This is a genomic window from Achromobacter deleyi, assembly GCF_016127315.1.
In the GTDB taxonomy this organism is placed as follows: domain Bacteria; phylum Pseudomonadota; class Gammaproteobacteria; order Burkholderiales; family Burkholderiaceae_B; genus Achromobacter; species Achromobacter insuavis_A.
The window spans coordinates 3,385,079-3,408,628 of sequence record NZ_CP065997.1 but is presented as its reverse complement, the minus strand read 5'-3'; the positions used below and the strand labels follow the sequence as shown (position 1 = coordinate 3,408,628).

Below are 23,550 nucleotides of genomic sequence, written 5' to 3'. Positions count from 1 at the left end.
GCCGATGCTACCCAGCGCCGCCGGCGCCCGCCTTGACCTGGATCAAGCGGGCCCCGGCGCCTTGCCGCGACCCCGCCCGGTGACGGCAGGAATCCCGGCGGCGGGGCTCCCGGCGGCGGGGCTCCCGGCGGCGGGGCCGTCAGCCGGCCGGGTTCGCCGCCAATTCAGGGCCGCTGCGCGCGCAGCACCGTCACGACCGCCCGCATCAGGGTGTCCAGCTCGTCCGGGGCGATGGTCAGCGCCGGCGTCAAATACACCACGTTGCCGAACGGCCGCACCCAGACGCCGGCCTCGACCAGGCGCCGCTTGAGGGCCTCGCGGTCGTCGATGCGGTCCAGTTCGACCACGCCGATCGCGCCCAGCACCCGCACGTCGCGCACCCAGGCCAGCTCGCGGCACGGCGCCAGCCCCGCTTCCAGGGCCGACGACAGCGCCCGCGCCTGGGCCAGGCGCGGTTCGCTCTCGAACAGGTCGAGCGAGGCGTTGGCGGCGGCGCAGGCCAGCGCGTTGCCCATGAACGTGGGGCCATGCATCAGCGCGTGCGACGGGTCGTCCGACCAGAAGGCGTCGAACACCCGGCTGCTGGCCACCGTGGCGGCCAGCGGCAGCGTGCCGCCGGTCAGGGCCTTGGACAGCGTGATGATGTCGGGGCGGATGCCGGCCTGCTCGAACGCGAACATCGTGCCGGTGCGGCCGAAGCCGGTGAAGATCTCGTCGAAGATCAGCAGCAGGCCATGGCGGTCGGCCAGCTGGCGCAGGCGCCGCAGCACCTCGGGGTCATGCAGCAGCATGCCGCCGGCGCCCTGCACCAGCGGTTCGACCAGGATGCCGGCCAGCTGCGGTCCGCGGGTCTCCAGGAAGGCGTCGAGCCGGGCCATGGCGGACTCGTCGCGCGGCAGGTCGACGATGTCGTGCTCGGCCAGCATGCCGCGGAACAGGCTGTGCATGCCCTCGTCGGGGTCGCACACCGCCATGGTGCCGAAGGTGTCGCCGTGGTAGCCGCCGCGGAAGGCCAGGAAGCGGCTGCGGCCGCGTTCGCCCTGGTTCAGCCAGAACTGCACCGCCATCTTCATGGCGACTTCCACCGCCACCGAGCCGGAATCCGTATAGAACACCCGGTCCAGCCCGGGCCCCAGCAGGCCGGCCAGGCGCCGCGCCAGGGTCAGCGCCGGCTCGTGGGTCAGGCCGCCGAACATCACGTGCGGCAGGGCGTCCAGCTGGGCCCGCACCGCCTGGGCGATGTGGGGGTGGTTGTAACCGTGGCAGGCGGTCCACCAGGACGCCACGCCGTCGATCAATTGGCGGCCGTCGGCCAGTTCCAGGCGGCTGCCGTGGCTGCGCACCACGGGCAGCGGCGGCGTCGCGGTCTTCATCTGGGCGTAAGGCTGCCAGATATGCGGCTGGCCCCGGGCCATCCAGTCGGGGGTATGCATGTTTCACCTCCACTACAATGGCTCGCATTCTACGGCCGGGGGCCTGACGGCGCGCTTCGCGGCCGCGGCCCTGGGGCGGGGCACCCCGCCGCCGGCCGCCGCAGGAAATCGTCATGTCCAAGCTGGATCCCCTCTTTTCTTCCGAACTGGCGCAAGCCGAATCGCGCCGCGTCCGCCGCCGGCTGCGCGCCGCCGGGGCCGCCCCCGCCGGCCGCCTCGCGCTCGATGGCGCCGCGTTGCTGAACTTTTCCAGCAACGACTACCTGGGCCTGTCCAAGCACCCGCTGCTGATCGAGCGCTCGCGCGAATGGGCCGCCCGCCACGGCGCCGGCGCGCAGGCCTCGCGGCTGGTGTGCGGCAATCTCGACCTGCACGAGCAGGTCGAGGCCAAGCTGGCGCGCCTGAAGGGCACCGAGGCCGCGCTGCTGCTGGCCTCCGGCTGGCAGGCCAACGCCGCCGTGCTGCCCGCGCTGCTGCGCGCGGCCGCCGGCCAGGGCGAGGTGCAGGTCTATGCCGACAAGCTCAACCACGCCAGCCTGCACCACGGCTGCCAGGCGGCGGGCGTGCGGCAGATCCGCTTCCGCCACAACGACCTGGACCACCTCGAGGCACTGCTGGCGGCGCGCGCCGACCCGTCGGCCGCGCCCGCGGTGCGCTTCATCCTGACTGAAAGCGTCTTCAGCATGGACGGCGACCGCGCCGACGTCGCCCGGCTGGCGGCGCTGGCCGAGCGCTACCAGGCCTTCGTCTACCTGGACGAAGCCCACGCCACCGGCGTGCTGGGGCCGGGCGGCATGGGGCTGGCCGGACTGGCGCCCGGCGGCGTCGACCTGGCCATGGGCACCTTCAGCAAGGCGCTGGGCGGCTTCGGCGCCTACGTGGCCGGCTCGCGCGCGCTCTGCGACTACCTGGTCAACGCCTGTTCCGGTTTCATCTACACCACCGCCCTGCCGCCCGCCGTGCTGGGCGCCATGGATGCCGCCCTGGACCTGGTGCCGACGCTGGACGCCGAACGCGCCCGGCTGGCGGCCTCGGGTGAACGCCTGCGCACCGCGCTGCACGGCCTGGGCGTGGACACCGGCGACTCGTCGACCCAGATCGTGCCCGCCATCGTCGGCGACGAGGCCCGCGCCCTGGCGCTGGCGGCGGCGCTGGAACAGCGCGGCCTGCTGGCCGTGGCGATCCGCCCGCCCACCGTGCCGGCCGGCACCAGCCGGCTGCGCATCGCCCTGAGCGCGGCGCACCGCGACGGCGATATCGACCAACTGATAGACGGCCTGACGGCCGCGCTCGCCTGATGCCGGGCGCCGCTCCGTCCGTTCGCCCCACCCTGCTGTTCGTGCACGGCTGGGCCTTCGACGCCGCGTTCTGGGCGCCGCTGGCCGCCGCGCTGGCCGACTGGCCGCAGGCCGTGGCCGACGCCGGCTATTTCGGCCCGGCCCGCACGCCGGCGCCGGCCGGGCCGGTGCTGGCCATCGGCCACTCGCTGGGCGCGCTGCGCCTGCTGGGCGAACCGCCGCCCGCCTGCCTGGGCCTGGTGGCGATCAACGGCTTCGCCCGCTTCGGCGCGGCCGACGACTTCCCCGACGGCGTGCCGGCGCGCATGCTCGACCGCATGCTGAACCGGCTGGCGGCGCAACCCGAAACGGTGCTGCGCGATTTCCGCCAGCGCTGCGGCGACGCCGGCGCCTTCGGCGCGCCCCAGCTCGAACCGCTGGCGCGCGACCTGCGGATCCTGCGCGACGCCGACCAGCGCGCCACGCTGGCGACGCTGCCCATGCCGCTGCTGGCCCTGGCGGGCGCGGCCGATCCGATCGCCCCCGCGCCGATGACGACGGCGGGCTTCGGCGCCGCCGCCGAACTGCACTGGCGCGAAGCCGGCGGCCACCTGCTGCCGCTGACCGACACCGACTGGTGCGCGCAGCGCATCCGCGCCTTCCTGGCCCGCGTGGCGCCCGCCGCATGAGCGCCGATCCGCGCAATGCCCGGGTCGGCGCGCGCTTCGGCGCCGCCGCCACCCGCTACGACGACCACGCCCCCGCCCAGCGCATCACCGCCGCGCGGCTGGCCGACGCCATCGAACGGCTGCCGCTGCCGCCGCGTCCGCGCATCCTGGAGATCGGCTGCGGCACCGGCCTGCTGACGCAGGCGCTGGCTGCCCGGCTGGGCCCGGCGGACTGGACCGTGACCGACATCTCCCCCGCCATGCTGGCGCGGGCCCGGCAAGGCCCGGCGCTGCCCGGCGCCGCCCGCTATCAGGTCCTGGACGGCGAGCATCCGCAAGGACTGCCGGGAGGCTACGACCTGATCTGCTCCAGCCTGGCGGTGCAGTGGTTCGCCGACCTGAACGGCGGCCTCGGCCGCCTGGCCGGCCTGCTGGCGCCCGGCGGCCACCTGGCGGTGGCGACGCTGGCCGAGGGCACCTTCGCGGAATGGCGCGCCGCCCACGACGCCGTCGGCCTGGCCGCGGCCACGCCGGCGTATCCCCCAAGCGGCGCCATCCGTCCGGCCATGGCCGATCTGGCCGGTGGCGTGCACAGCGAACGGCTGATACAAGATCATTCTGACGGCCTGCACTTCCTGAAGGCGCTCAAGGGCATCGGCGCCACCACGCCCGCCCCCGGCACGGCGCCGCTGGGCGCGGCCGCGCTGCGGCGGGTGCTGGCGCAGTTCGACAAACAAGGCGCCACGGTGACCTACCACCTGGCCTATGGCATATGGAAAAACATGACTGACTCCCCCGCCCAAGGCGTATTCGTCACCGGCACCGATACCGGCATCGGCAAGACCCTGGTGTCGGCCATCCTGGCGCGCGCCTGGCAGGCCGACTACTGGAAGCCGGTGCAGACCGGCGTGGCCGAAGAGCCGGGCGACACCGAGACCGTCGCCCGCCTGGCGCAGCTGCCGCCCGAGCGCCTGCACCTGCCGGCCTACGTGCTGCAGGCGCCGCTGTCGCCCTGGGCCGCCGCGCCGCTGGAAGACGCGGTGATCGACGCCACCGCCATCGTGCCGCCCGCCACCCGCGCGCCGCTGATCGTCGAAGGCGCCGGCGGCCTGTACGTGCCGATCGACGACAGCCACATGATGATCGACCTGATCGCGCGCCTGGGCATGCCGGTGGTGCTGGCCGCGCGCAGCGGCCTGGGCACCATCAACCACACCCTGCTCAGCCTGGAAGCGCTGCGCCGCCGCGCCATCCCGGTGCTGGGCGTGATCATGAGCGGCCCGCTGTCGGCCGGCAATCGCGAGGCGATCGAACGCTTCGGCAACGTGCGGGTGCTGGCCGAGATCCCGCCGCAGGACCGGGTCGACGCGGCCGCCGTCGAAGCGCTGGCGCGCACCGTGCCGCCGCTGGCGGAGTGCCTGGCGGCCATGCGCGCCGCGGCCTGACGGCATCGGCCGCGCTCACGCCGTGGCCGATGTCCGCAGGAAACGCTCGATGGCCGCTACCAGCGCCAGCGACGTTTCATTCATCGGATAGTGCCCGGCATTGCGCAGCACTTCGATCATCGCGCGCGGATAACGCCGCGCGTAGGTCGCCGCCATCAACGCCGGCGTGAACACCGGATCGTGCTCGCCCACCAGGGCCAGCAGCGGATGACGGCCATCGATGTCGTCGCTGAAATCGGTTCCGGCCCAGGCGGGCAAGTAGGCGGCAAAGGCCGTTGCGGATGAATGCGCGGCGGAATAAGCGGCCTTCCACGCGACCCACGCCGCCGGCAGGCGGCCGCCTGTGCTGCGGTCGATGATGGCACGGCGCGCGGCCAGGTCCGCCGCCGCGCCGTCAAACAGGGCGCGCGTGGCCGGCGCCATGGCGATGCCGCCGCACGGCACCGGCGCCACGGGCACCAGCGCGCGTACCCGCTCGGGCGCCAGCGTGGCAACCCGCTCGATCGCCATGCCGCCCATCGAATGGCCCACCAGGCTGAAGCGGTGGAGCTCCAGCGTATCCGCCAGCGCCAGCGTATCGGCGGCGATCTCGTCGATGGAATGGTCGCCGGCCTCGTCGCGCCTGTCGCCGTAGCCGCGATAGTCCATGAAGACATAGCTGAAATCCGCGCCCGACAGCCACGGCTCGATCGGTTCAAAGGCGCGCGCGTCGCCGAACCAGCCGTGCAGCACGATGACGGGATGCGGGCCGTGGCCCACGCGATGGATGGTATTGGCCATGTCGGCTCCGGAAGGTCAGGCGATACGCCGCGCCCTGGCGGCGGACGCGATTGGCAATGCCGGTATCCTAGGCGCGGCGCAGCCGGCCCGCCTTCGATATCGGGTTATTTCCTATAGAATTCGGGCCATGCGCAATACCCTGGTCGATCCCTACGAGGACCTGCCGCGCGACGTGGTCGTGACGGCCTGCGACTACCCCGCCGGCCTGACGTTTCCGCGGCACGCCCACCGCCGCGGCCAGTTCGCCTTCGCCGCGCGCGGCACCATCAGCGTGACCACGCCGACGGGCCGCTGGCTGGTGCCACCACAGCGCGCCTGCTGGGTGCCGGCGGGCGTGGATCACCAGATGACCATGGGCGGCCCGGTGACCATGCTCAACACCTTCCTCAACGACGCCGCCGCGCGAGCCTTGCGCCTTCCGGCGCAATGCCAGGTCCATGCGGTATCGCCATTGCTGCGCCATCTGCTCGATGAGGCCATCGACCTGCCCGCGCTGTACGACCTGGATAGCCGCGCCGGCAAGCTGATGGCGCTGCTGGCGGCCGAAATCGCCGCCATGCCGGCGCTGTCGCTGCACGCGCCGCTGCCCGCCGATCCGCGCCTGGCGCGCGCCTGCCGCGCACTGTTCGCGGCGCCGTCGATCACGGCGGACCTGGACACGATGGCGGCCACCGCCAGCATGAGCCGGCGCACCTTCACCCGCCAGTTCCGCGCGGAAACCGGCATCAGCTTCGGCGCCTGGCGCCAGCAGGCCTGCCTGTTGGCCGCGATCGAACGCCTGAGCCAGGGCCAGCCCGTGACCCGCGTCGCGCTGGACCTGGGCTACGCCAGCCCCAGCGCCTTCACCAGCGCGTTCCGGCGCGTGCTGGGCCAGGCGCCCGGCGCGTACCTGGCGGCGCGGCGCTAGCGCACCTTTATCCGCCGCCATTCCAAAAAAAGAGGGTGCCCGCAGGCACCCTGAATCCACCCTACAACAGCACTACAACTGCAACTGCAAAATCAATCCCGTCCGGCTCAGGCGGCCTTCTGCTCCTTGCCGTGCTCGAACTGCGCTTCCTCGGTCGAGCCGGTCAGCGCGGTGGTCGAGGACTTGCCGCCCTCGATGGTCTGGGTGACGGCGTCGAAGTAGCCGGTGCCCACTTCGCGCTGGTGCTTGACCGCGGTGAAGCCCAGATCGGCGGCGGCGAACTCCTTCTGCTGCAATTCGACGAAGGCGCTCATCTGGCGGCGGGCGTAGCCGTGGGCCAGCTCGAACATGCCGTAGTTCAGCGCGTGGAAGCCGGCCAGCGTGATGAACTGGAACTTGTAGCCCATGGCGCCCAGCTCACGCTGGAACTTGGCGATGGTGGCGTCGTCCAGGTTCTTCTTCCAGTTGAACGACGGCGAGCAGTTGTACGCCAGCAGCTTGCCCGGGAACTGGCGATGGATCGCATCGGCGAACTTGCGGGCGTATTCCAGGTTGGGCGTGGACGTTTCGCACCAGATCAGGTCGGCGTACGGCGCGTAGGCCAGGCCACGCGAGATCGCCTGGTCGATGCCGGCGCGGGTGCGGAAGAAGCCTTCCACGGTGCGCTCGCCGGTGATGAACGGGCGGTCGTTGTCGTCGACGTCGCTGGTCACCAGGTCGGCGGCATCGGCGTCGGTGCGGGCCAGCAGCAAGGTGGGCGTGCCCATCACGTCGGCCGCCAGGCGCGCCGAGACCAGCTTGGCCACGGCTTCGCGGGTCGGCACCAGCACCTTGCCGCCCATGTGGCCGCATTTCTTCACGGACGCCAGCTGGTCCTCGAAGTGCACGCCCGAGGCGCCGGCCTCGATCATGGCCTTCATCAGTTCGAAGGCGTTCAGCACGCCGCCGAAACCGGCTTCGGCGTCGGCCACGATGGGCGCGAAGAAGTCGATGTAGCCCTCGTCGCCCGGGTTCTTGCCTTCCATCCACTGGATCTGGTCGCAGCGGGTCAGCGAGTTGTTGATGCGGCGCACGACCTGCGGCACCGAGTTGGCGGGGTACAGCGACTGGTCGGGGTACATCTCGCCAGCCAGGTTGGCGTCGCCGGCCACTTGCCAGCCCGACAGGTAGATGGCCTTGAGGCCGGCCTTGACCTGCTGCATGGCCTGGTTGCCGGTCAGGGCGCCCAGCGAATTCACGAAAGGCTCGCTGTGCAGTTGTTCCCACAGGCGGGTCGCGCCGCGGCGGGCCAGGGAATGCTCGACGGCGATCGAGCCGCGCAGGCGGATGACATCCTCGGCGCTGTAGTCGCGCTTGATGCCCTGCCAGCGGCTGTTCTCGGCCCAGTCTTTCTGCAGATTGCGGATTTCGGTTTCGCGGTTGCTCATGGTCATGCTCCTTGGTCTATGGCTGAAAAGGCAAGAAAACTTCGGGGTTGCATTGCGTGAATCGTTGGACAAAGTCTATGCCTGTGCTGCGGAGCAATGTGGCCGTGCCTCTTATATAAGATGAAAAATATTATTCATAAAAATCAATAAGTTATTTGATTCATTCCGCATTACGGAACGGAATTGTCATCCGTGAAATGGCCGCGCGCTGCTGCGCAGCACGAACTTTCACATGCCGGGATCGGCGTTTCATGATGCGAAAAATGGACCGTTCGCGAGCGCCTACAATGCGGTCATCTCCACGTTTTCCGACGACCTTTCCATGACGCTGTCTCACGGCCCGCTGGGCCAGAGCGTGACCTACGTCTCGCAATACGACCCCTCGCTGCTGTTTCCCATCGCCCGCGCCCACAACCGCGAGGCGCTCAACCTGGCGCGCGGCCCGCTGCCGTTCACCGGGGTCGACCTGTGGAACGCCTACGAACTGTCCTGGCTCGACGCCAAGGGCAAGCCGCGGGTGGCGATGGCGACGTTCTCGGTGCCGGCCGACAGCCCCAACATCATCGAATCCAAGTCGTTCAAGCTGTACCTGAACTCGTTCAACCAGACCCGGCTGGTCAATTCGGCCGCGTTGCGCGGCCGCCTGGAACGCGACCTGAGCGCCGCCGCCGGCGCGCCCGTGGGGCTGGACTTCATCCTGCCGCAGCGTTTCGGCGAACTGCGGATGGGCGAGCTGGACGGTATCTATATAGACAAGCTCGACATCGAGATCGACACCTACGAGCCGGCGCCCGAGCTGCTGCGCACGCGCGCCGGCGACGTGGTCGAGGAAACCCTCTGCTCGCGCCTGCTCAAGTCCAACTGCCCGGTGACCGGCCAGCCCGACTGGGCCAGCGTGCAGATCCGCTACCGCGGCCAACCCATCGACCGCGAAGCGCTGCTGCGCTACGTGATCTCGTTCCGCCAGCACGCCGAATTCCACGAGCATTGCGTGGAACGCATCTTCACCGACATCATGCAGGCCTGCTCGCCCGAGCAATTGACGGTCTACGCCCGCTACACGCGGCGCGGCGGACTGGACATCAACCCGTGGCGCAGCAACGTCGAGACGGCGCCGCCGGCCGACGTGCGCACGGTGCGCCAATAACGGGCGGCGCGCGCCTCCAAGGGCGCGCCACCTCGTGAACCCCAAGGCGGCGCCACCTGCCAACGGTGGCGCCGCATCGGTTTACTTCACGAACGGCGCCGGTCTCGGCGTGTCGTCCGCCGACGGCGGCAGCAGCGGATACTGGATCGCCGGCTGGTCGCCCGTCAGGGTCTTCAGGAACGCCACGATCTGCGCGTTCTCGTCCGGCGTGAAGGTGCGGCCCAGCTGCAGCCGGCCCATCACGTCCACCGCCTGCGTCAGCGTGGCGGCCTCGCCGTCATGGAAGTACGGATAGGTCAGCGCCACGTTGCGCAGCGTCGGCACCTTGAAGTTGAAGCGGTCGGCGTCCTTGCCGGTGACGGCGGCGCGGCCCTCGGCCTTGTTGTCGGTCTGGTACGGCGCCACCAGCCCCATCTTCTGGAACGAGTTGCCGCCCACCGCCACGCCGTTGTGGCAGGCGACGCAACCGCTGTTCTTGAACAGGGTGTAGCCGGCCAGCTCCTTCACCGTCAGCGCCTTGTCGTCGCCCTTGAGCCACTGGTCGAAGCGCGAGTTCGGCGTCACCAGCGTTTCCTCGAAGGCGGCCAGCGCCCCGGTCACCTCGTCGATGGTGATGCCGTCCTTGCCGAACACCTGCTTGAATTCGGCGCGGTAGCCGGGGATGGAGTTGAGCACCTGCACCGCCAGTTCGTGGGTCGAGGCCATTTCCATCGGGTTGGCGATGGGGCCGCCGGCCTGCTCGCGCAGGTCCTTGGCGCGGCCGTCCCAGAACTGGGCGATGTTCAGGCTGGAATTGAGCACCGTCGGCGAGTTGATCCCTCCCTGCTGCCACTTGTGGCCGATGGACGCCTTCAGGTTGTCGGAGCCGCCCATGCCCAGGTTGTGGCAGGAATTACAGGAGATCGCGCCCGAGCGCGACAGGCGCGGATCGAAGAACAGCTTCTTGCCCAGCTCCACCTTGGCCGGGTCCTTGACCACCGCCGCCTCGATCGGCTGGATCGGCTCCTGCCGGGGCGCCCCCGACACCTGGCCCGCCCACAATCCGATGACGACACCCGCCGCGAGCATCGCGTGCTTCTTTCCCATGGCTTTCTCCTGTTGAATAACCTTGTCGTTCCCAAGGTCATTACATCGGAGCCGGCCGACGGGCGGCTTGCGATGCGTCAAGCGCGCCCGCGCCCCATCGCGCCCCGCCATGGCGGCTTGACCTGACGCAAGCCGGGCATGCCGGCCTGTCGCCACGCCTGCCCGGGTCAGGCGCCGGCGTCCAGCTGGCGCAGATGCGCCTCCAGGAAATCCACGCAGACCCGCACCTTGGCCGAGGCGTTCAGGCGCGACGGGTACACCGCCCAGATGTTGGCTTCCTGGCGGTACTGCGGCAACACCGGCACCAGCTTGCCGGCGGCGATCAACGGGCCCACGTCCCAGGCCGAGCGCAGGATGATGCCGCGCCCGTCCACCGCCCACTGCACCACCATCTCGCCGTTGTTGGCCGACAGCGGTCCGCGCACCTTGACCGTGTGCTCGCGCTCGCCGCGCCGCATGCGCCAGACGCCGAAGGGATGGTCGCGTTCCTTGATCACCAGGCAGTCGTGCGCCGCCAGGTCGTCCAGCTTGCGCGGCACGCCGCGCTCGGCCAGGTACGACGGCGCGGCGCACAGCAGCCGATGGTTGGCGGCGAGCTTGCGCGCGATCAGGTGCGGCGCGATGTCGTCGCCGACCCGCACGTCCAGGTCGTAGCCCTCGGCCGCCACGTCGATCAGGCGGTCGAACACCTCGAAGCGCACCTGCACCGCGGGATGGCGCGACACGAATGCCGAGAGCGCCGGCGCCACCACCCGCCGGCCGAAGCCGAAGCTGCTGCAGATGCGCAGCAGCCCGCGCGGTTCGCGGCGCGTGACGCCGACCTCCTCGACCAGGTGCTCGACATCGTCGAGAATGCGCTGGGCCCAGTGGTAGACGCGCTCGCCCGCCTCGCTCACCACCACGCGCCGGGTGGTGCGATGGAACAGCGGCGTGCCCAGGCTGGCCTCGAGCAGCCGGATGCGCTTGGTGACGTAGGCGGCCGACATGCCCAGGTCTTCGGCGGCGCGGGAAAAACTGGAGGCGCGCACCACCGCGTTGAAGACGCGCAGATCGGCGGGCAAGAGGTCATTATTCATGATTCGTGCATATTCATTTCACGCGATAGGCCATTGTAGATGGACTGTAGGCACGCCTACCATGGCTGCCATCCCCTGCGACGCGCCCGATGGCGCGGCGCGGGACGCCCTTCCCCCTTCCTTTTTCAGGTCCCTCCATGTCCCACGTCCACAAAATCGCAGCCATCGCCGGCGACGGCATCGGCAATGAAGTCCTGCCCGAAGGCCTGCGCGCCGTCCAGGCCGCCGCCCGCCGCTTCGGCCTGACGCTGCAGATCGACACCTTCCGCTGGGCCAACTGCGAGTACTACGCGCAGCACGGCGAAATGATGCCGCCCGACTGGAAGGAACAGCTGCAGGGCTACGACGCCATCTACTTCGGCGCGGTCGGCTGGCCCGCCACGGTGCCGGACCACGTCTCGCTGTGGGGTTCGCTGCTGAAATTCCGCCGCGAGTTCGACCAGTACATCAACCTGCGCCCGGTCCGATTGTTCGAGGGCGTGCCGTGCCCGCTGGCCGGCCAGCGCCCCGGCGACATCGACTTCTTCATCGTGCGCGAGAACACCGAAGGCGAATACACCAACCTGGGCGGCCGCCTGTTCTCCGGCACCGAGCGCGAGATCGTGATCCAGGAGTCGGTCTTCACCCGCCACGGCACCGACCGCGTCATGCGCTATGCCTTCGACCTGGCCAACCGCCGCCCGCGCAAGCAGCTGACGGTCGCCACCAAGAGCAACGGCATCGCCATCAGCATGCCCTGGTGGGACGAACGCGCCGACGCCGTCGGCCAGCAGTATCCGGACGTCAAGACCGACAAGCAGCACATCGACATCCTGGCCGCGCGCTTCGTGCTGCAGCCGCAGCGCTTCGATGTGGTGGTGGCCTCCAACCTGTTCGGCGACATCCTGTCGGACCTGGGCCCGGCCTGCACCGGCACCATCGGCATCGCGCCGTCGGCCAATCTGAACCCCGAACGCGCCTTCCCCTCGCTGTTCGAGCCGGTGCACGGCTCGGCCCCGGACATCTTCGGCAAGGGCATCGCCAACCCCATCGCCATGATCTGGTCGGGCGCGCTGATGCTGCAGTTCCTGGGCAGCCAGGACGCGCACGACGCCATCCTGGCGGCCATCGAACACTGCCTGAAGGACGGCCCGCGCACGCCCGACCTGGGCGGCCAAGCCCGCACCGAGGACATCGGCCGCGCCATCGCCGCCCATATCGAGGCGCACGGCTGATCCGGGCGCGGCAGGCGCCCCCTTTCCGGGCGACGGCGGATCCGCCGCGACCATGAAAAAACGCCGCCCGAGGGCGGCGTTCTGCTGGGCGCGGCGGCGCGCGGCCGGCGCGTCAGGAGCGCGCCGGCACCGCGGCGGCGGGATCGGCGCGGCGCGCCTGCACCGCGATCCACTGCGCCAGCAGCGCGGCGGCGGCAAACGCCACGCCCGCACCGATCCACGGCCCCTGGCGCAGGCCCGCGTCCAGCAGCAGGCCGAAGGCCAGCGGCCCCAGCGCCGAGCCGACGTCCATGCCGGAATACACCAGGCCATAGACCGAGCCGGTGGAGCCCTTGGGCGTCACCCGCCGGATCAGCATGTCGCGCGACGGCGCGGCCACGCCCGAGCAGAAGCCGGCCAGCGCCACCACCGGCGCGGCGAACAGCGCCGGCACCAGGCCCAGCGCCAGCACCACCAGCGTCAGGCCGGCCAGGATCAGCGCCACCATCACCGTGCGCTCGGTGCGCGGATTGGCCGACACCAGGAAGCCGCCGGCCGCCATGCCCACCGCCGACGCCACCATGTAGCCGGACAGCGCCGAGCTGGCCGCCACCTTGGACAGGTCGTACAGCTGGCCCAGCAGCGGGATGGTGTAGTTCTGCACCGACGACAGCGCGATCGAAGTGCAGGCGAAGAACAGGAACGCGCCCCACAGCGCCGGCTTGGACAGCAGCGTGGCCAGGGTCGTCAGCACGCCCTCCTGCGGCTTGGGCGCGGCGCGCGCGCCGGGCTTGGCGTCGTCGGCCTGGGCCGGCTCGGCGCCGCCCAGCAGGCTGCGGCCCAGCACGGTCAGCAGCAGCACGAAGGCCACCAGCGCGGCGGCGCTGTAGGCCGCCACGCGCCAGTTGGCCAGCAGCGTGATCGAGGTCATGAACACGGGCGTCAGGGCCCAGCCCAGGTTGCCGGTCAGGCCATGGGCGGAAAAAGCGTGGCCCAGGCGCGGCGCCGTGATGCGGTGGTTGATGATGGAATAGTCGGCCGGGTGGAACACCGAATTGCCGATGCCGCCGACCACGGCGGCCGCCATCAGCATGGGGTAGCCGGTGGCCGAGCCGATCAGCACGCCCGACAGCACGAAGCACGACAGGCCGAACCACAGCACCGGCCGCGCGCCGATGCGGTCCACCACGAAGCCCGACGAGGCCTGGCCGATGCCCGACACCACGTAGAAGGTCGACACCAGCAGGCCGAGGCGGGCGAAATCCAGCCCGAACTCGTTGCCGAGCGACACGTACAGCGACGGCAGGACCAGTTGGAAGAAGTGCGACGAGGCATGGGCCACGCCGATCAGCAGGATGATCTGCCAGTCGCGGCGGCGGACGGCGGCGTCCGAGGCCAGGTTGGATGCAGCGGTAGTCATTGCGCAAGGCCGCGGGCAGCGGCGAAAGGCGGCCGCCTCGGGGCGGCTCGCGGGTTGTCTCCAGCAACGTCCGGCCTGGCCGGCGTTGTCCCAGTGGCGAATGCGGCGCACGGCCGGGCCGGTCGCGGTCTTTCGCCCCGCCGGCATCGCTCTTGATCTGTCAGGACGGCCCTGGACGCGAGCCGGGCCGCCGTGGTTTACTGCGCTTTCTCGCGGATCGCGGGCCAGGCGCGCTGCAGGTAATACAGCATCGACCAGACCGTCAGCACCGCGGCCACGATGATCAGCACGTCGCCCAGCATCTTGGTGGAAATGCCGTGGATCGGCTGGTTGTACAGCAGGCACGGAATCGCCACCATCTGCGCGGCGGTCTTGAACTTGCCCAGCCGGTGCACCGCCACGCTGGCGCTGGCGCCGATCTTGGCCATCCACTCGCGCAGCGCCGAAATGGTGATTTCGCGGCCGATGATGATGAGCGAAATGAAGGCGTCGACACGGCTCAGGTCCAGCAGCACGATCAGCGCGGCGCAGACCATCAGCTTATCGGCCACCGGATCCAGGAACGCCCCGAACGCCGACGTCTGGTTCCAGCGGCGCGCCAGCCAGCCATCGAACCAGTCAGTCAGCGCGGCGATGATGAACGCCCAGGCGGCGAAGGTATCGCGCACCGGCACGGACAACCAGCTTTCAGGCAGGTAGAACAGCCCGACTACCAGCGGGATCATGGCGATCCGCAGCCACGTCAGGATTATGGGTACGTTAATTGGCATAGTGTCCGTATGCTACCTCAGCCGGGTTGCATTGGCTGCCTCGCGGCCGCCGGACGGCCGTGAAACGGGCGTTCCGGGCCTTATCCACGCAGCGCCTCATAGATCCGTTCGGCCAGATCCTCGGAAATCCCGTCCACCGACGCCAGATCCTCGATACTGGCCGACGCCACCCCCGAAAAACCGCCAAAACGGGCCAGCAGGCGCTGCCGCCGGCGCGCCCCGACCCCTTCGATCTCCTCCAGCCGCGACACGTTGCGGGTCTTGGCGCGGCGCGCGCGCATGCCGGTGATGGCGAAACGGTGCGCCTCGTCGCGCACCTGGGCGATCAGCATCAGCGCGGCCGACTCGCCGCCCAGCGCCACCGGCGGACGGCCGTCGGCGAATACCAGGGTTTCCAGGCCGACCTTGCGCCCTTCGCCCTTGGCCACGCCCACCAGCGCCTGGATGTCCAGTCCCAGCTCGGCGAACACCTGGCGCGCCACCTCGACCTGGCCCTTGCCGCCGTCGATCAGCACCAGCCCGGGCATCTGGGCCTCGCCGTCGGCCACTTTGGCGAAGCGCCGCGTCAGCACCTGGCGCATGGCGGCGTAGTCATCGCCCGGGGTGATGCCGGCAATGTTGTAACGGCGGTACAGCGATGGCTGCATGTCGTGGTGCTCGAACACCACGCAGGAGGCCTGGGTGGCCTCGCCGGCGGTATGGCTGATGTCGAAGCACTCGATGCGCAACGCGTCCAGCGCAGCCTCGTCGGTATCCAGGTCCAGCGTCTCGGCCAGCGCCAGGGTGCGGGCGGCGCGGGCGCCGGATTCGGTCAGGGCGCGGGCCAGCGCCATCTCGGCGTTCTTGACCGCCTGTTCCAGCCAGGCGCGGCGGGCGCCCTGCGGCCGGGTCAGCACGCGCGACGGGCGGCCGCCGGCCTGCTCCACCAGCAGGTCGATCAGGCCGGCGTCGGGCAAGGCGTGCGAACAGACCAGCACCGGCGGCAGCGCGTTGTCGGTGTAGTGCTGGGCCACGAAGGCCTCCAGCACCTGCGGCGCGGCCTCGCCCTCGGCGTGGGTCGGGAAGAACGGCTTGTCGCCCAGGTGGCGTCCCCCGCGCACCATGGCCAGGTTGACGCAGACCTTGCCGCCAGCGATGGCGACCGCGACGATGTCCGTGTCCTCGCCGCTGACGTTTTCCATGGTCTGCTGGTGCAGCACCCGCGCCAGCGAGCCCATCTGGTCGCGCAGCGCGGCCGCTTCCTCGAAGCGCAGCGCCTCGGCGGCCTCCAGCATGCGGGCCTCGATCTCGCCCATCACGTCCTTGGCCTCGCCGTTCAGGAAGCGCACGGCGCGCTGCACGTCCGACGCGTAGTCCTGCGCCGCGATGGCGCCGACACAGGGCGCCGAACAGCGCCCGATCTGGTGCAGCAGACAGGGCCGCGAGCGGTTGGCGAAGACGGTGTCCTCACAGGTCCGCAGGCGGAACACCTTCTGCAGGATCTGGATGGTCTCGCGCACCGCCCAGGCGTTGGGGAACGGGCCGAAGAACTGGCCGCGCTTGTTGGTGGCGCCGCGGTAATAGGCGATGCGCGGCCAGTCGTGGCCGGTGATCAGCAGGTAGGGATAGGACTTGTCGTCGCGGAACAGGATGTTGTAGCGCGGCTTCAGGCTCTTGATGAGGTTGTTTTCCAGGATCAGCGCTTCGGCTTCGGAGCGCGTGACAGTGACCTCCAGCCGCGCCACCTTCGCCACCATCTGGGCGATGCGCGGGCTGGCCAGGTTCTTCTGGAAATACGACGAGACGCGCTTTTTCAGGTCGCGCGCCTTGCCGACATACATGACCTCGCCGGCCGCATCCAGGTGCCGGTAGACACCCGGAAGATGCGGCAGGTCAGCCAGGAACGATTTGAGATTGAAGTCGTCGGGCATTCTGGTAACGGCTTTCGGCCTGCAGGGAATCCCAGTCGAGCGCGTCGAAACGCGGCATCAACCGGCGGATGCGGGCCACGGACTCGGGCGCATGGTCGAACTCGAGCCGCGCCAGCAGCTCGTCGGCCAGGTCGGGCCGGTTGCACACCAGCACCATGTCGCAGCCGGCGCCGAGCGCGGCCTGGGCGCGCGCCAGGATGTCGCCGGCGACGGACGCGCCTTCCATGGTCAGGTCATCCGAGAACACCACGCCATCGTAGCCCAGGCGGGTGCGCAGGATGTCCTGCACCCAGCGCCTGGAGAAGCCGGCCGGATGCTTGTCGACCTTGGGATAGATCACGTGCGCCGGCATCACCGACGGCAGCACCGCGTCGCCCAGCCAGGCGTAGGGCGCGGCGTCGTCCTTCAGGATGCGCTCCAGCGGGCGCGGATCGACCGGGATCTCGTGGTGCGAATCCGCGCCGACGAAACCGTGGCCCGGGAAATGCTTGCCGCAGGCCGACATGCCGGCCAGCGTCAGGCCCTGGATCAGCGCGCGCGACAGCATCGTCACTACCCGCGCGTCATGGTGGAAGGCGCGGTTGCCGATCACCTTGCTGACGCCGTAGTCCAGGTCCAGCACCGGCGTGAAGCTCATGTCCACGCCGCAGGCGCGCAGCTCGGCGGCCAGCACGTAACCGGCCTCGGTCGCCAGGCGCATGGCGGTCAGCGGATCGCGGTCCCACAGCACGCCCAGGTCGCGCATCGCCGGCAACGGCGTGAAGCCGTCCTCGCGGAAGCGCTGCACCCGGCCGCCCTCGTGATCGACCAGGATCAGCAGGCGCTCCTTGCGCGCCTTGTGGATCTGGCGGGTCAGCTCGGTCAGCTGGCGGCGGTTCTCGAAATTGCGGGCGAACAGGATCACGCCGCCCACCAGCGGGTGGCGCAGGCGCTTCTTTTCTTCCTTGGTCAGCACGGTGCCGGCCACATCGACCATCACGGGACCGGGCGGCAGCGCCCGGGATTTCTTCTTGGCCATCGGCGTGTCCTTCAGTCTGTGTCTTGCAGGCCGGCCCGCGGGCTCAGGGCTTGCGTTCGACCACCACATAGGCGGCGGCCATGTCGGATTCATCGGTGATGGAAACGTGCGCGGCGCCGAAGCGCTGCACATACCATTCCAGCAGTTCGGGCGCGATCACCAGCACCGGCCGGCCGCCGGGCGCGTTCAGGGTCTGCACCCGGCGCCAGGTCATGGGCATGCGCATGCCCAATCCGACCGCCTTGGAAAAGGCTTCCTTGGCGGCAAAGCGCGTCGCCAGGAAGCGCACGCCGCGCACCGGGTCGCGGGCGCGGCGGGCGTGGAACTTGGCCAGTTCCTGCGGTCCCAGGATCTTCTCGGCGAAACGGTCGCCGTGGCGCGCCAGGGCGCGCTCGATGCGGTCGATGCGCAGCAGGTCCATGCCGATGCCGCCGATGGCGGCCGGCGCGGGGACGGCGAGAGGGGGATCGGACTCGGACATCGCTGCGGCGTCGTGAAAAGGGATCGGGCCCGGGCTCAACGGCCGCGCAGCGCTTCCAGGCGGGCCTGCACCATCAGCGCCTTCATGTCGCGCACGGCCTTTTCCCAGCCGTCGAACACCGCCTGCGCCACGATGGCGTGGCCGATGTTGAGCTCGGAAATGCCGTCCAGCGCCGCCACCGGCTTGACGTTGCCGTAGTGCAGGCCGTGGCCGGCGTTGACGCGCAGGCCATGGCGCAGCCCTTCGGCCACCGCCACGCGGATGCGCCGCAGTTCGGCCAGGGCGGCTTCGCCCTCGGCTTCGGCGTAGGCGCCGGTGTGCAGCTCGATGACCGGCGCGCCCGCGCGGGCGGCGGCTTCGATCTGCGCGGGGTCCGGATCGATGAAGAGCGACACACGGATGCCGGCCTCGGCCAGCAGGCCAACGGCGTCCGACACCGCCGACATGGCGCCCGCCACTTCCAGCCCGCCCTCGGTGGTCAGCTCGGTGCGCTTTTCCGGCACCAGGCAGACGTCACTGGGCTTGACCGCGCAGGCGATCTCCAGCATTTCGGGCGTGACCGCGCACTCCAGGTTCATGCGCGTGCGCAGCTGCGGCCGGATGGCGTAGACGTCGGCGTCCTGGATGTGGCGGCGGTCTTCGCGCAGATGCAGCGTGATCAGGTCGGCGCCGGCGTCTTCGGCGCGCAGCGCCGCCGCCACCGGGTCGGGATAGGCCGTGTGGCGCTGTTGCCGCAGGGTCGCGACGTGATCGATGTTTACACCAAGTTCTATCATTGCACTTTCGTTGTTTCTTCCCAGCCGCCGCCCAACGCCTTGTAGAGTTCCACACGGTTGATCAGCGCGGCCAGGCCGGTTTGCACCAGCGCGAGCTGGGCATTGAAAAAGTCCACTTGCGCGGTCTGCACCTGCAGGTAGCTGTCGACACCATTGGTATACCGCAGATTCGACAGTTCCAGGGTGCGCGCCGACGAATCCTGCAGCGCGCGCTGGGCGTCCAGCTGCGCGCCGTAGGTGGCTTCGCCCGCCAGCGCGTCCGAGACTTCGCGGAACGCCTGCTGGATGGTCTGCTCGTACTGCGCCACCGCGATGTTGTCACGCGCGCGGGCCAGGTTCAGGCCTTCGCGGATGCTGCCGCCCGCGAACAGCGGCGTCGTGATCGACGGCGAGAAGCTCCAGTAGCCCTGCCCGCCCTTGAACAGCGTATCCAGCGACGGACTGGCCACGCCCAGCAGGCCGGTCAGCGAGATGGTCGGGAAGAACGCCGCGCGCGCCGCGCCGATGTTGGCGTTGGCCGATCTCAGGTTGTTCTCGGCGGCCAGGATGTCCGGGCGGCGCTCCAGCAGGTCGGACGGCAATCCGGCCGGCACCGTCGCCAGCAACTGGTCGCGGCCGAACGTCGCCGGCGCCGGCAGGTCCTCGGGCAACGGCGTGCCCAGCAGCAGCACCAGCGCGTTGACGGCCTGGGCCTGGGCCCGGGCCAGTTGCGCCAGGTCGGCCGAGGCCGTATCCAGCAGCGACTTGGACTGGTTCAGGTCCAGTTCGGACGCCACGCCGCCATCGAAGCGGCGCTTGACCAGGTTGTACGACTCCTGGCGCGAGGCCAGCGTGCGCTGGGTCAGTTCCAGCTGCACCTGAGCCGCGCGCAGGTTGAAGTACGACTGCGCCACCGCGCCGATCAGCGTGATGTGGGTGCTCTTTTGCGCCTGTTCGGTCGACAGGTACTGCTGGTACGCCGCTTCCGACAGGCTGCGCAGGCGGCCGAACAGGTCGATCTCGAACGTGGTCAGGCCGATGCCGGCCTGATAGGAACTGGTGATCGAACCGGCGCCGGGCTGGCGCATGTTCTCGGGGAAGCGCTGGCGCTGGCCCTGGATGCCGGCGCCGATGCTCGGCCACTGCGCGCCGCGCTGCACGCCGTACTGGGCGCGCGCCTCTTCGACGCGCTGCACCGCCACGCGCAGGTCGCGGTTGTTGACCAGCGCCAGCTCGATCAGGCGCTGCAGGCGCGGGTCATGGAAGAACTCGCGCCAGCCCAGGTCGGCGGCGGCCGTGGCCGCCTGCGGCGCCACCGCGGACGCGGGCTGCGTGCCCAGCGTCATCGGATTGGCGTACGCGCCGTACTGCACCTTGGGCTGGTCCGGCCAGTTGCCGGAAACCGGCGCATCGGGACGCTTGTAGTCGGGCGCCAGCGAGCAGCCGGCCAACGCCACCGCCACGAAGGCGGACAAGGCGGTCTGTTTGAACATCAGGGCGCTCATTCCTTGCCCTCCTGGCCACCGTTGGGTTGTGCGGGAGCGTCCGGCGGGGTCTGCCCCGCGGCCGCCTTCTTGGCCGCCTGCTCTTCCTCGAAGGCGCGCAGCTCGGCGCCCAGCAGGCGCGGCTTGGTCTTGAACAGGCCCAGCACCACGACGAAGAAGGTCGGCACGAAAATCACCGCGAACGGCGTGGCGGCCAGCATGCCGCCCAACACGCCCAGGCCCACCGCGCGCTGGCTGGCGGCGCCGGCGCCGGTGGCCATGGCCAGCGGCACCACGCCCAGGATGAACGCCAGCGAGGTCATCAGGATCGGCCGGAACCGCAGGCGCGCGGCTTCCACCGCCGCCTCGTAGAGGCCCATGCCGCGCGCGTACTGGTCCTTGGCGAATTCCACGATCAGGATGGCGTTTTTGGCCGCCAGCCCGATCACGGTCACCATGCCCACCTGGAAGTACACGTCGTTGGACATGCCCAGCGCGCTGACCAGCGCCACCGCGCCCAGCATGCCCAGCGGCACCACCAGCATCACCGAGATCGGGATGGCCCAGCTTTCATACAGCGCGGCCAGCACCAGGAACACCACCAGCAGCGACAGGCCCATCAGGATCGGGGCCTGGTTGCCGGCCTGGCGTTCCTGGTAGGACAGCCCGGTCCACTCGTAGCCGAAACCCTGCGGCAGCTGGCCCACCAGCTTCTGCATTTCCTCCATGGCCTGGCCGGTCGTGTAGCCGGCGGCGGCGCTGCCGCCGATGCGCATGGATTCATAGCTGTTGTAGCGCACCACCTGCACCGGGCCCTGCGACCATTTGGCGCTGACGAAGGTCGACAGCGGCACCATGCCGCCCTGCACGTTGCGGGCGTTCAGCTTGAGCACGTCCGACAGCTGCATGCGGTACGGCGCATCCGCCTGCACCCAGATGTTCTGCATCCGGCCCAGGTTCGGGAACTTGCTCAGGTAGGCCGAACCGACGGCGGTGGAGATCAGCGAGGCGGCCTCGTCGAAGTTCACCCCCAGCGCGGCGGCCTTGTCACGGTCGATGTCCAGGGTCAGCTGCGCGCCGGCCGACAGGCCGGTGATGCGCACCTGCGACAGCACCGGGCTCTTCATGGCCATGCCCATCAGCTGGCCGGTGGCCGCGGCCAGCGCATCGGTGCCGGCCGAACCGCGGTCCTGCAGGCGCAGGTCGAAACCGGTGGCGTTGCCCAGCGACGAGATCGCGGGCGGCACCAGCGTGAACACCATGGCGTCGTGAACGCCCATCAGCTGCTTCTGGAATGCATTGAACGCGATGGCGCCGGCTGAATCGCCCTTGCCCTTGCGGTCCTTGAAGTCCTTGAGCGTGGTGAAGGCGATGGCCGCGTTCAAGCCGTTGCCGTTGAAGCTGAAGCCCTGCACGGTAATGATGTTCTCGACCGCGGGGATCTGGCGGAAATAGGCCTCGACCTCCTCGATCACCTGCACCGTGCGGTTGGCGCTGGCGCCCGTGGGCAGCTCGATGTTGCTGATGACGTAGCCCTGGTCTTCTTCCGGCAGGAACGAAGACGGCAGGCGCAGGTACAGCCAGCCCAGCAGGATCACCAGCACCAGGAAGGCCAGCATCATGCGGCCGCCCTTGTGCAGCATGCGCGAGACCCAGTTCTGGTAGCCGTGCGTGGTGGCGTCGAACTTGCGGTTGAACCAGCCGAAGAAACCCTTCTTGTCGTTGTGGTGTCCCTTGGGCACCGGCTTCAGGATGGTCGCGCACAGCGCCGGCGTGAAGGTCAGCGCCAGCAGCGCCGAGAAGAAGATCGACACGGCCATGGCCACCGAGAACTGGCGGTAGATCACGCCCACCGACCCGCTCATGAAGGCCAGCGGCAGGAACACCGTCACCAGCACCAGCGTGATGCCGATGATGGCGCCGCTGATCTGCGGCATGGCCTTCTTGGTGGCCTCCTTGGGTGGCAACCCTTCGGTCGCCATGATCCGCTCGACGTTCTCGACCACCACGATGGCGTCGTCCACCAGGATGCCGATGGCCAGCACCATGGCGAACATGGTCAGCACGTTGATCGAGAATCCCAGCCCCAGCATCACCGCGAACGACCCCAGCATGGCCACCGGCACCACCAGCGCCGGGATCAGGGTGTAGCGCACGTTCTGCAGGAACAGGTACATCACCAGGAACACCAGCACCATGGCTTCGGCCAGGGTATGCAGCACCTGCTCGATCGAGACCTTGACGTACGGCGCGGTGTCGTAGGGGATGGCGTAGGTGATGTTGCCCGGGAAGTACTTGGACAGCTCGTCCATCTGCTGGCGCACGCCCTGGGCGGTGGCCAGCGCGTTGGCGTCCGGCGACAGCACGATGGCGAAGGCCGCCGTGGGCTTGCCGTTCAGGCGGGCGCCGAACTGGTAGTTGTCGGCGCCGACCTCGATGCGGGCGACGTCGCGCAGCAGCACCTTGGAGCCATCGGTGTTGGCGCGCAGCACGATCTTGCCGAAGCCTTCGACGGTGCTGAGCTGGCCGTTGGCCACCACGGTGGCGGTGATGCGCTGCGACTCGGGGTTGGGCGGCGCGCCGATGCTGCCGCCGGACACCAGCACGTTCTGCGCGGCGATGGCCTGGTTGACCTCGGCCATGCTCAGGCTGAAGCCGACCAGCTTGGCCGGGTCGACCCAGATGCGCATGGCGCGCGGCGCCGCGAACAGCTGGAACTGGCCCACGCCGGACACGCGCGACACCGGGTTCTGGATGTTGCGGGTGATGTAGTCGGCCAGCGCCGTTTGGTCGAGCGAGCCGTCGGTGGACGACAGCGTCACGATCATCAGGAAGCCGGTACTGGTCTGCTCGTACTTCAGGCCCTGCTGCTGCACCGCGGAGGGCAGCTGGGCGATCACGTTGGACACGCGGTTCTGCACGTCCACCTGCGCCAGGTCGGGATCGCGGCCGGGCGCGAAGGTGGCGGTGATGGTCGAGGTGCCATAGGAATCGCTGACCGACTCGTAGTAGATCAGGCCCTTGGCGCCGTTGAGCTTGTCCTCGATGATACTGGTGACCGATTCGGCCACTTCCTTGGCCGACGCGCCGGGATAGGTCGCGGTGATGGTGATGGCCGGAGGCGCCACGTCGGGATACTGCGATACCGGCATGTTGGGGATGGCCAGCACCCCCGCCAGCAGGATGAACAGGGCGACTACCCAGGCGAAAATTGGTCGATCAATAAAAAATTGCGGCATGTGGGCTGACTCTGAAAGCGATGCTCACCAAAGA

19 protein-coding genes are annotated in these 23,550 nt (G+C 69.6%); 6 read left to right on the top strand and 13 right to left on the bottom strand.

Annotated features, from left to right (window positions below; genetic code table 11):
* Positions 1-164: 164 nt before the first annotated feature.
* The gene (locus I6I07_RS15440) at positions 165-1,433 is read right to left on the bottom strand and encodes an adenosylmethionine--8-amino-7-oxononanoate transaminase (protein ID WP_198487304.1); all 1,269 of its coding nucleotides are present in this window, start codon (positions 1,431-1,433) and stop codon (positions 165-167) included.
* 113 nt (positions 1,434-1,546) lie between these two features.
* On the opposite strand from I6I07_RS15440, the gene bioF reads away from it, so the two are divergent.
* From bioF to bioD, 3 genes are read left to right on the top strand one after another with little or no spacing between them, the layout of a single operon-like run.
* Positions 1,547-2,731, top strand: coding sequence for an 8-amino-7-oxononanoate synthase (gene bioF, locus I6I07_RS15435; protein ID WP_198487303.1), 1,185 nt, complete (start codon positions 1,547-1,549; stop codon positions 2,729-2,731).
* On the top strand, positions 2,731-3,399 hold the full coding sequence (locus tag I6I07_RS15430) for an alpha/beta fold hydrolase (RefSeq protein WP_198487302.1): 669 nt from the start codon (positions 2,731-2,733) through the stop codon (positions 3,397-3,399). Before bioF ends, I6I07_RS15430 begins: the two co-directional genes overlap by 1 nt.
* Complete coding sequence (bioD, locus tag I6I07_RS15425) at positions 3,396-4,823, top strand: dethiobiotin synthase (RefSeq protein WP_198487301.1); 1,428 nt, start codon at positions 3,396-3,398, stop codon at positions 4,821-4,823. Before I6I07_RS15430 ends, bioD begins: the two co-directional genes overlap by 4 nt.
* Positions 4,824-4,838: 15 nt before the next feature.
* On the opposite strand, the gene I6I07_RS15420 is transcribed toward bioD, so the two are convergent.
* Positions 4,839-5,603 (bottom strand): alpha/beta fold hydrolase, encoded by a 765-nt coding sequence (locus I6I07_RS15420; protein ID WP_198487300.1) that lies wholly within the window; start codon positions 5,601-5,603, stop codon positions 4,839-4,841.
* 127 nt (positions 5,604-5,730) lie between these two features.
* Here I6I07_RS15420 and I6I07_RS15415 point away from each other — a divergent pair, with 127 nt between their 5' ends.
* Positions 5,731-6,510 (top strand): AraC family transcriptional regulator, encoded by a 780-nt coding sequence (locus I6I07_RS15415; RefSeq protein ID WP_198487299.1) that lies wholly within the window; start codon positions 5,731-5,733, stop codon positions 6,508-6,510.
* Between the two features lie 107 nt (positions 6,511-6,617).
* Here I6I07_RS15415 and aceA read toward each other — a convergent pair whose 3' ends face one another.
* Positions 6,618-7,937 (bottom strand): isocitrate lyase, encoded by a 1,320-nt coding sequence (gene aceA, locus I6I07_RS15410; RefSeq protein ID WP_006390545.1) that lies wholly within the window; start codon positions 7,935-7,937, stop codon positions 6,618-6,620.
* A 322-nt stretch (positions 7,938-8,259) separates the two neighbouring features.
* Here aceA and queF point away from each other — a divergent pair, with 322 nt between their 5' ends.
* Positions 8,260-9,084 carry an NADPH-dependent 7-cyano-7-deazaguanine reductase QueF gene (queF, locus tag I6I07_RS15405; protein WP_198487298.1) on the top strand — a complete coding sequence of 275 codons (825 nt, stop codon included), beginning with the start codon at positions 8,260-8,262 and terminating at the stop codon, positions 9,082-9,084.
* An 81-nt stretch (positions 9,085-9,165) separates the two neighbouring features.
* Here the strand turns inward: queF and I6I07_RS15400 are convergent, their stop codons facing one another.
* Complete coding sequence (locus tag I6I07_RS15400; RefSeq protein ID WP_085943784.1) at positions 9,166-10,152, bottom strand: cytochrome-c peroxidase; 987 nt, start codon at positions 10,150-10,152, stop codon at positions 9,166-9,168.
* A 185-nt stretch (positions 10,153-10,337) separates the two neighbouring features.
* Positions 10,338-11,246: a LysR substrate-binding domain-containing protein gene (locus I6I07_RS15395; protein WP_035359291.1), complete on the bottom strand. Its 909-nt coding sequence runs from the start codon at positions 11,244-11,246 to the stop codon at positions 10,338-10,340.
* 137 nt (positions 11,247-11,383) lie between these two features.
* Between I6I07_RS15395 and I6I07_RS15390 the strand changes: the two genes are divergently transcribed.
* Positions 11,384-12,460 carry a tartrate dehydrogenase gene (locus I6I07_RS15390; protein WP_198487297.1) on the top strand — a complete coding sequence of 359 codons (1,077 nt, stop codon included), beginning with the start codon at positions 11,384-11,386 and terminating at the stop codon, positions 12,458-12,460.
* A 112-nt stretch (positions 12,461-12,572) separates the two neighbouring features.
* Here the strand turns inward: I6I07_RS15390 and I6I07_RS15385 are convergent, their stop codons facing one another.
* The 8 genes from I6I07_RS15385 to I6I07_RS15350 form a co-directional block, all read right to left on the bottom strand.
* Entirely contained in the window at positions 12,573-13,859 is a 1,287-nt protein-coding gene (locus I6I07_RS15385; RefSeq protein WP_198487296.1) for an MFS transporter, read from the bottom strand.
* 197 nt (positions 13,860-14,056) lie between these two features.
* Positions 14,057-14,629: a CDP-diacylglycerol--glycerol-3-phosphate 3-phosphatidyltransferase gene (pgsA, locus tag I6I07_RS15380; protein ID WP_006390551.1), complete on the bottom strand. Its 573-nt coding sequence runs from the start codon at positions 14,627-14,629 to the stop codon at positions 14,057-14,059.
* A gap of 80 nt (positions 14,630-14,709) precedes the next feature.
* A complete protein-coding gene (uvrC, locus tag I6I07_RS15375; RefSeq protein WP_198487295.1) occupies positions 14,710-16,539 on the bottom strand; it encodes an excinuclease ABC subunit UvrC in 1,830 nt (609 codons plus the stop codon).
* On the bottom strand, positions 16,502-17,557 hold the full coding sequence (nagZ, locus tag I6I07_RS15370; RefSeq protein ID WP_006390553.1) for a beta-N-acetylhexosaminidase: 1,056 nt from the start codon (positions 17,555-17,557) through the stop codon (positions 16,502-16,504). Before nagZ ends, uvrC begins: the two co-directional genes overlap by 38 nt.
* A 43-nt stretch (positions 17,558-17,600) precedes the next feature.
* A complete protein-coding gene (gene acpS / locus I6I07_RS15365; protein ID WP_006390554.1) occupies positions 17,601-18,038 on the bottom strand; it encodes a holo-ACP synthase in 438 nt (145 codons plus the stop codon).
* Between the two features lie 35 nt (positions 18,039-18,073).
* On the bottom strand, positions 18,074-18,814 hold the full coding sequence (gene pdxJ / locus I6I07_RS15360; protein ID WP_198487294.1) for a pyridoxine 5'-phosphate synthase: 741 nt from the start codon (positions 18,812-18,814) through the stop codon (positions 18,074-18,076).
* Complete coding sequence (locus I6I07_RS15355) at positions 18,811-20,298, bottom strand: efflux transporter outer membrane subunit (RefSeq protein WP_198487293.1); 1,488 nt, start codon at positions 20,296-20,298, stop codon at positions 18,811-18,813. Before I6I07_RS15355 ends, pdxJ begins: the two co-directional genes overlap by 4 nt.
* A complete protein-coding gene (locus tag I6I07_RS15350) occupies positions 20,295-23,516 on the bottom strand; it encodes an efflux RND transporter permease subunit (protein ID WP_198487292.1) in 3,222 nt (1,073 codons plus the stop codon). The genes I6I07_RS15355 and I6I07_RS15350 overlap by 4 nt, the downstream gene beginning before the upstream one ends.
* Positions 23,517-23,550: the final 34 nt, after the last annotated feature.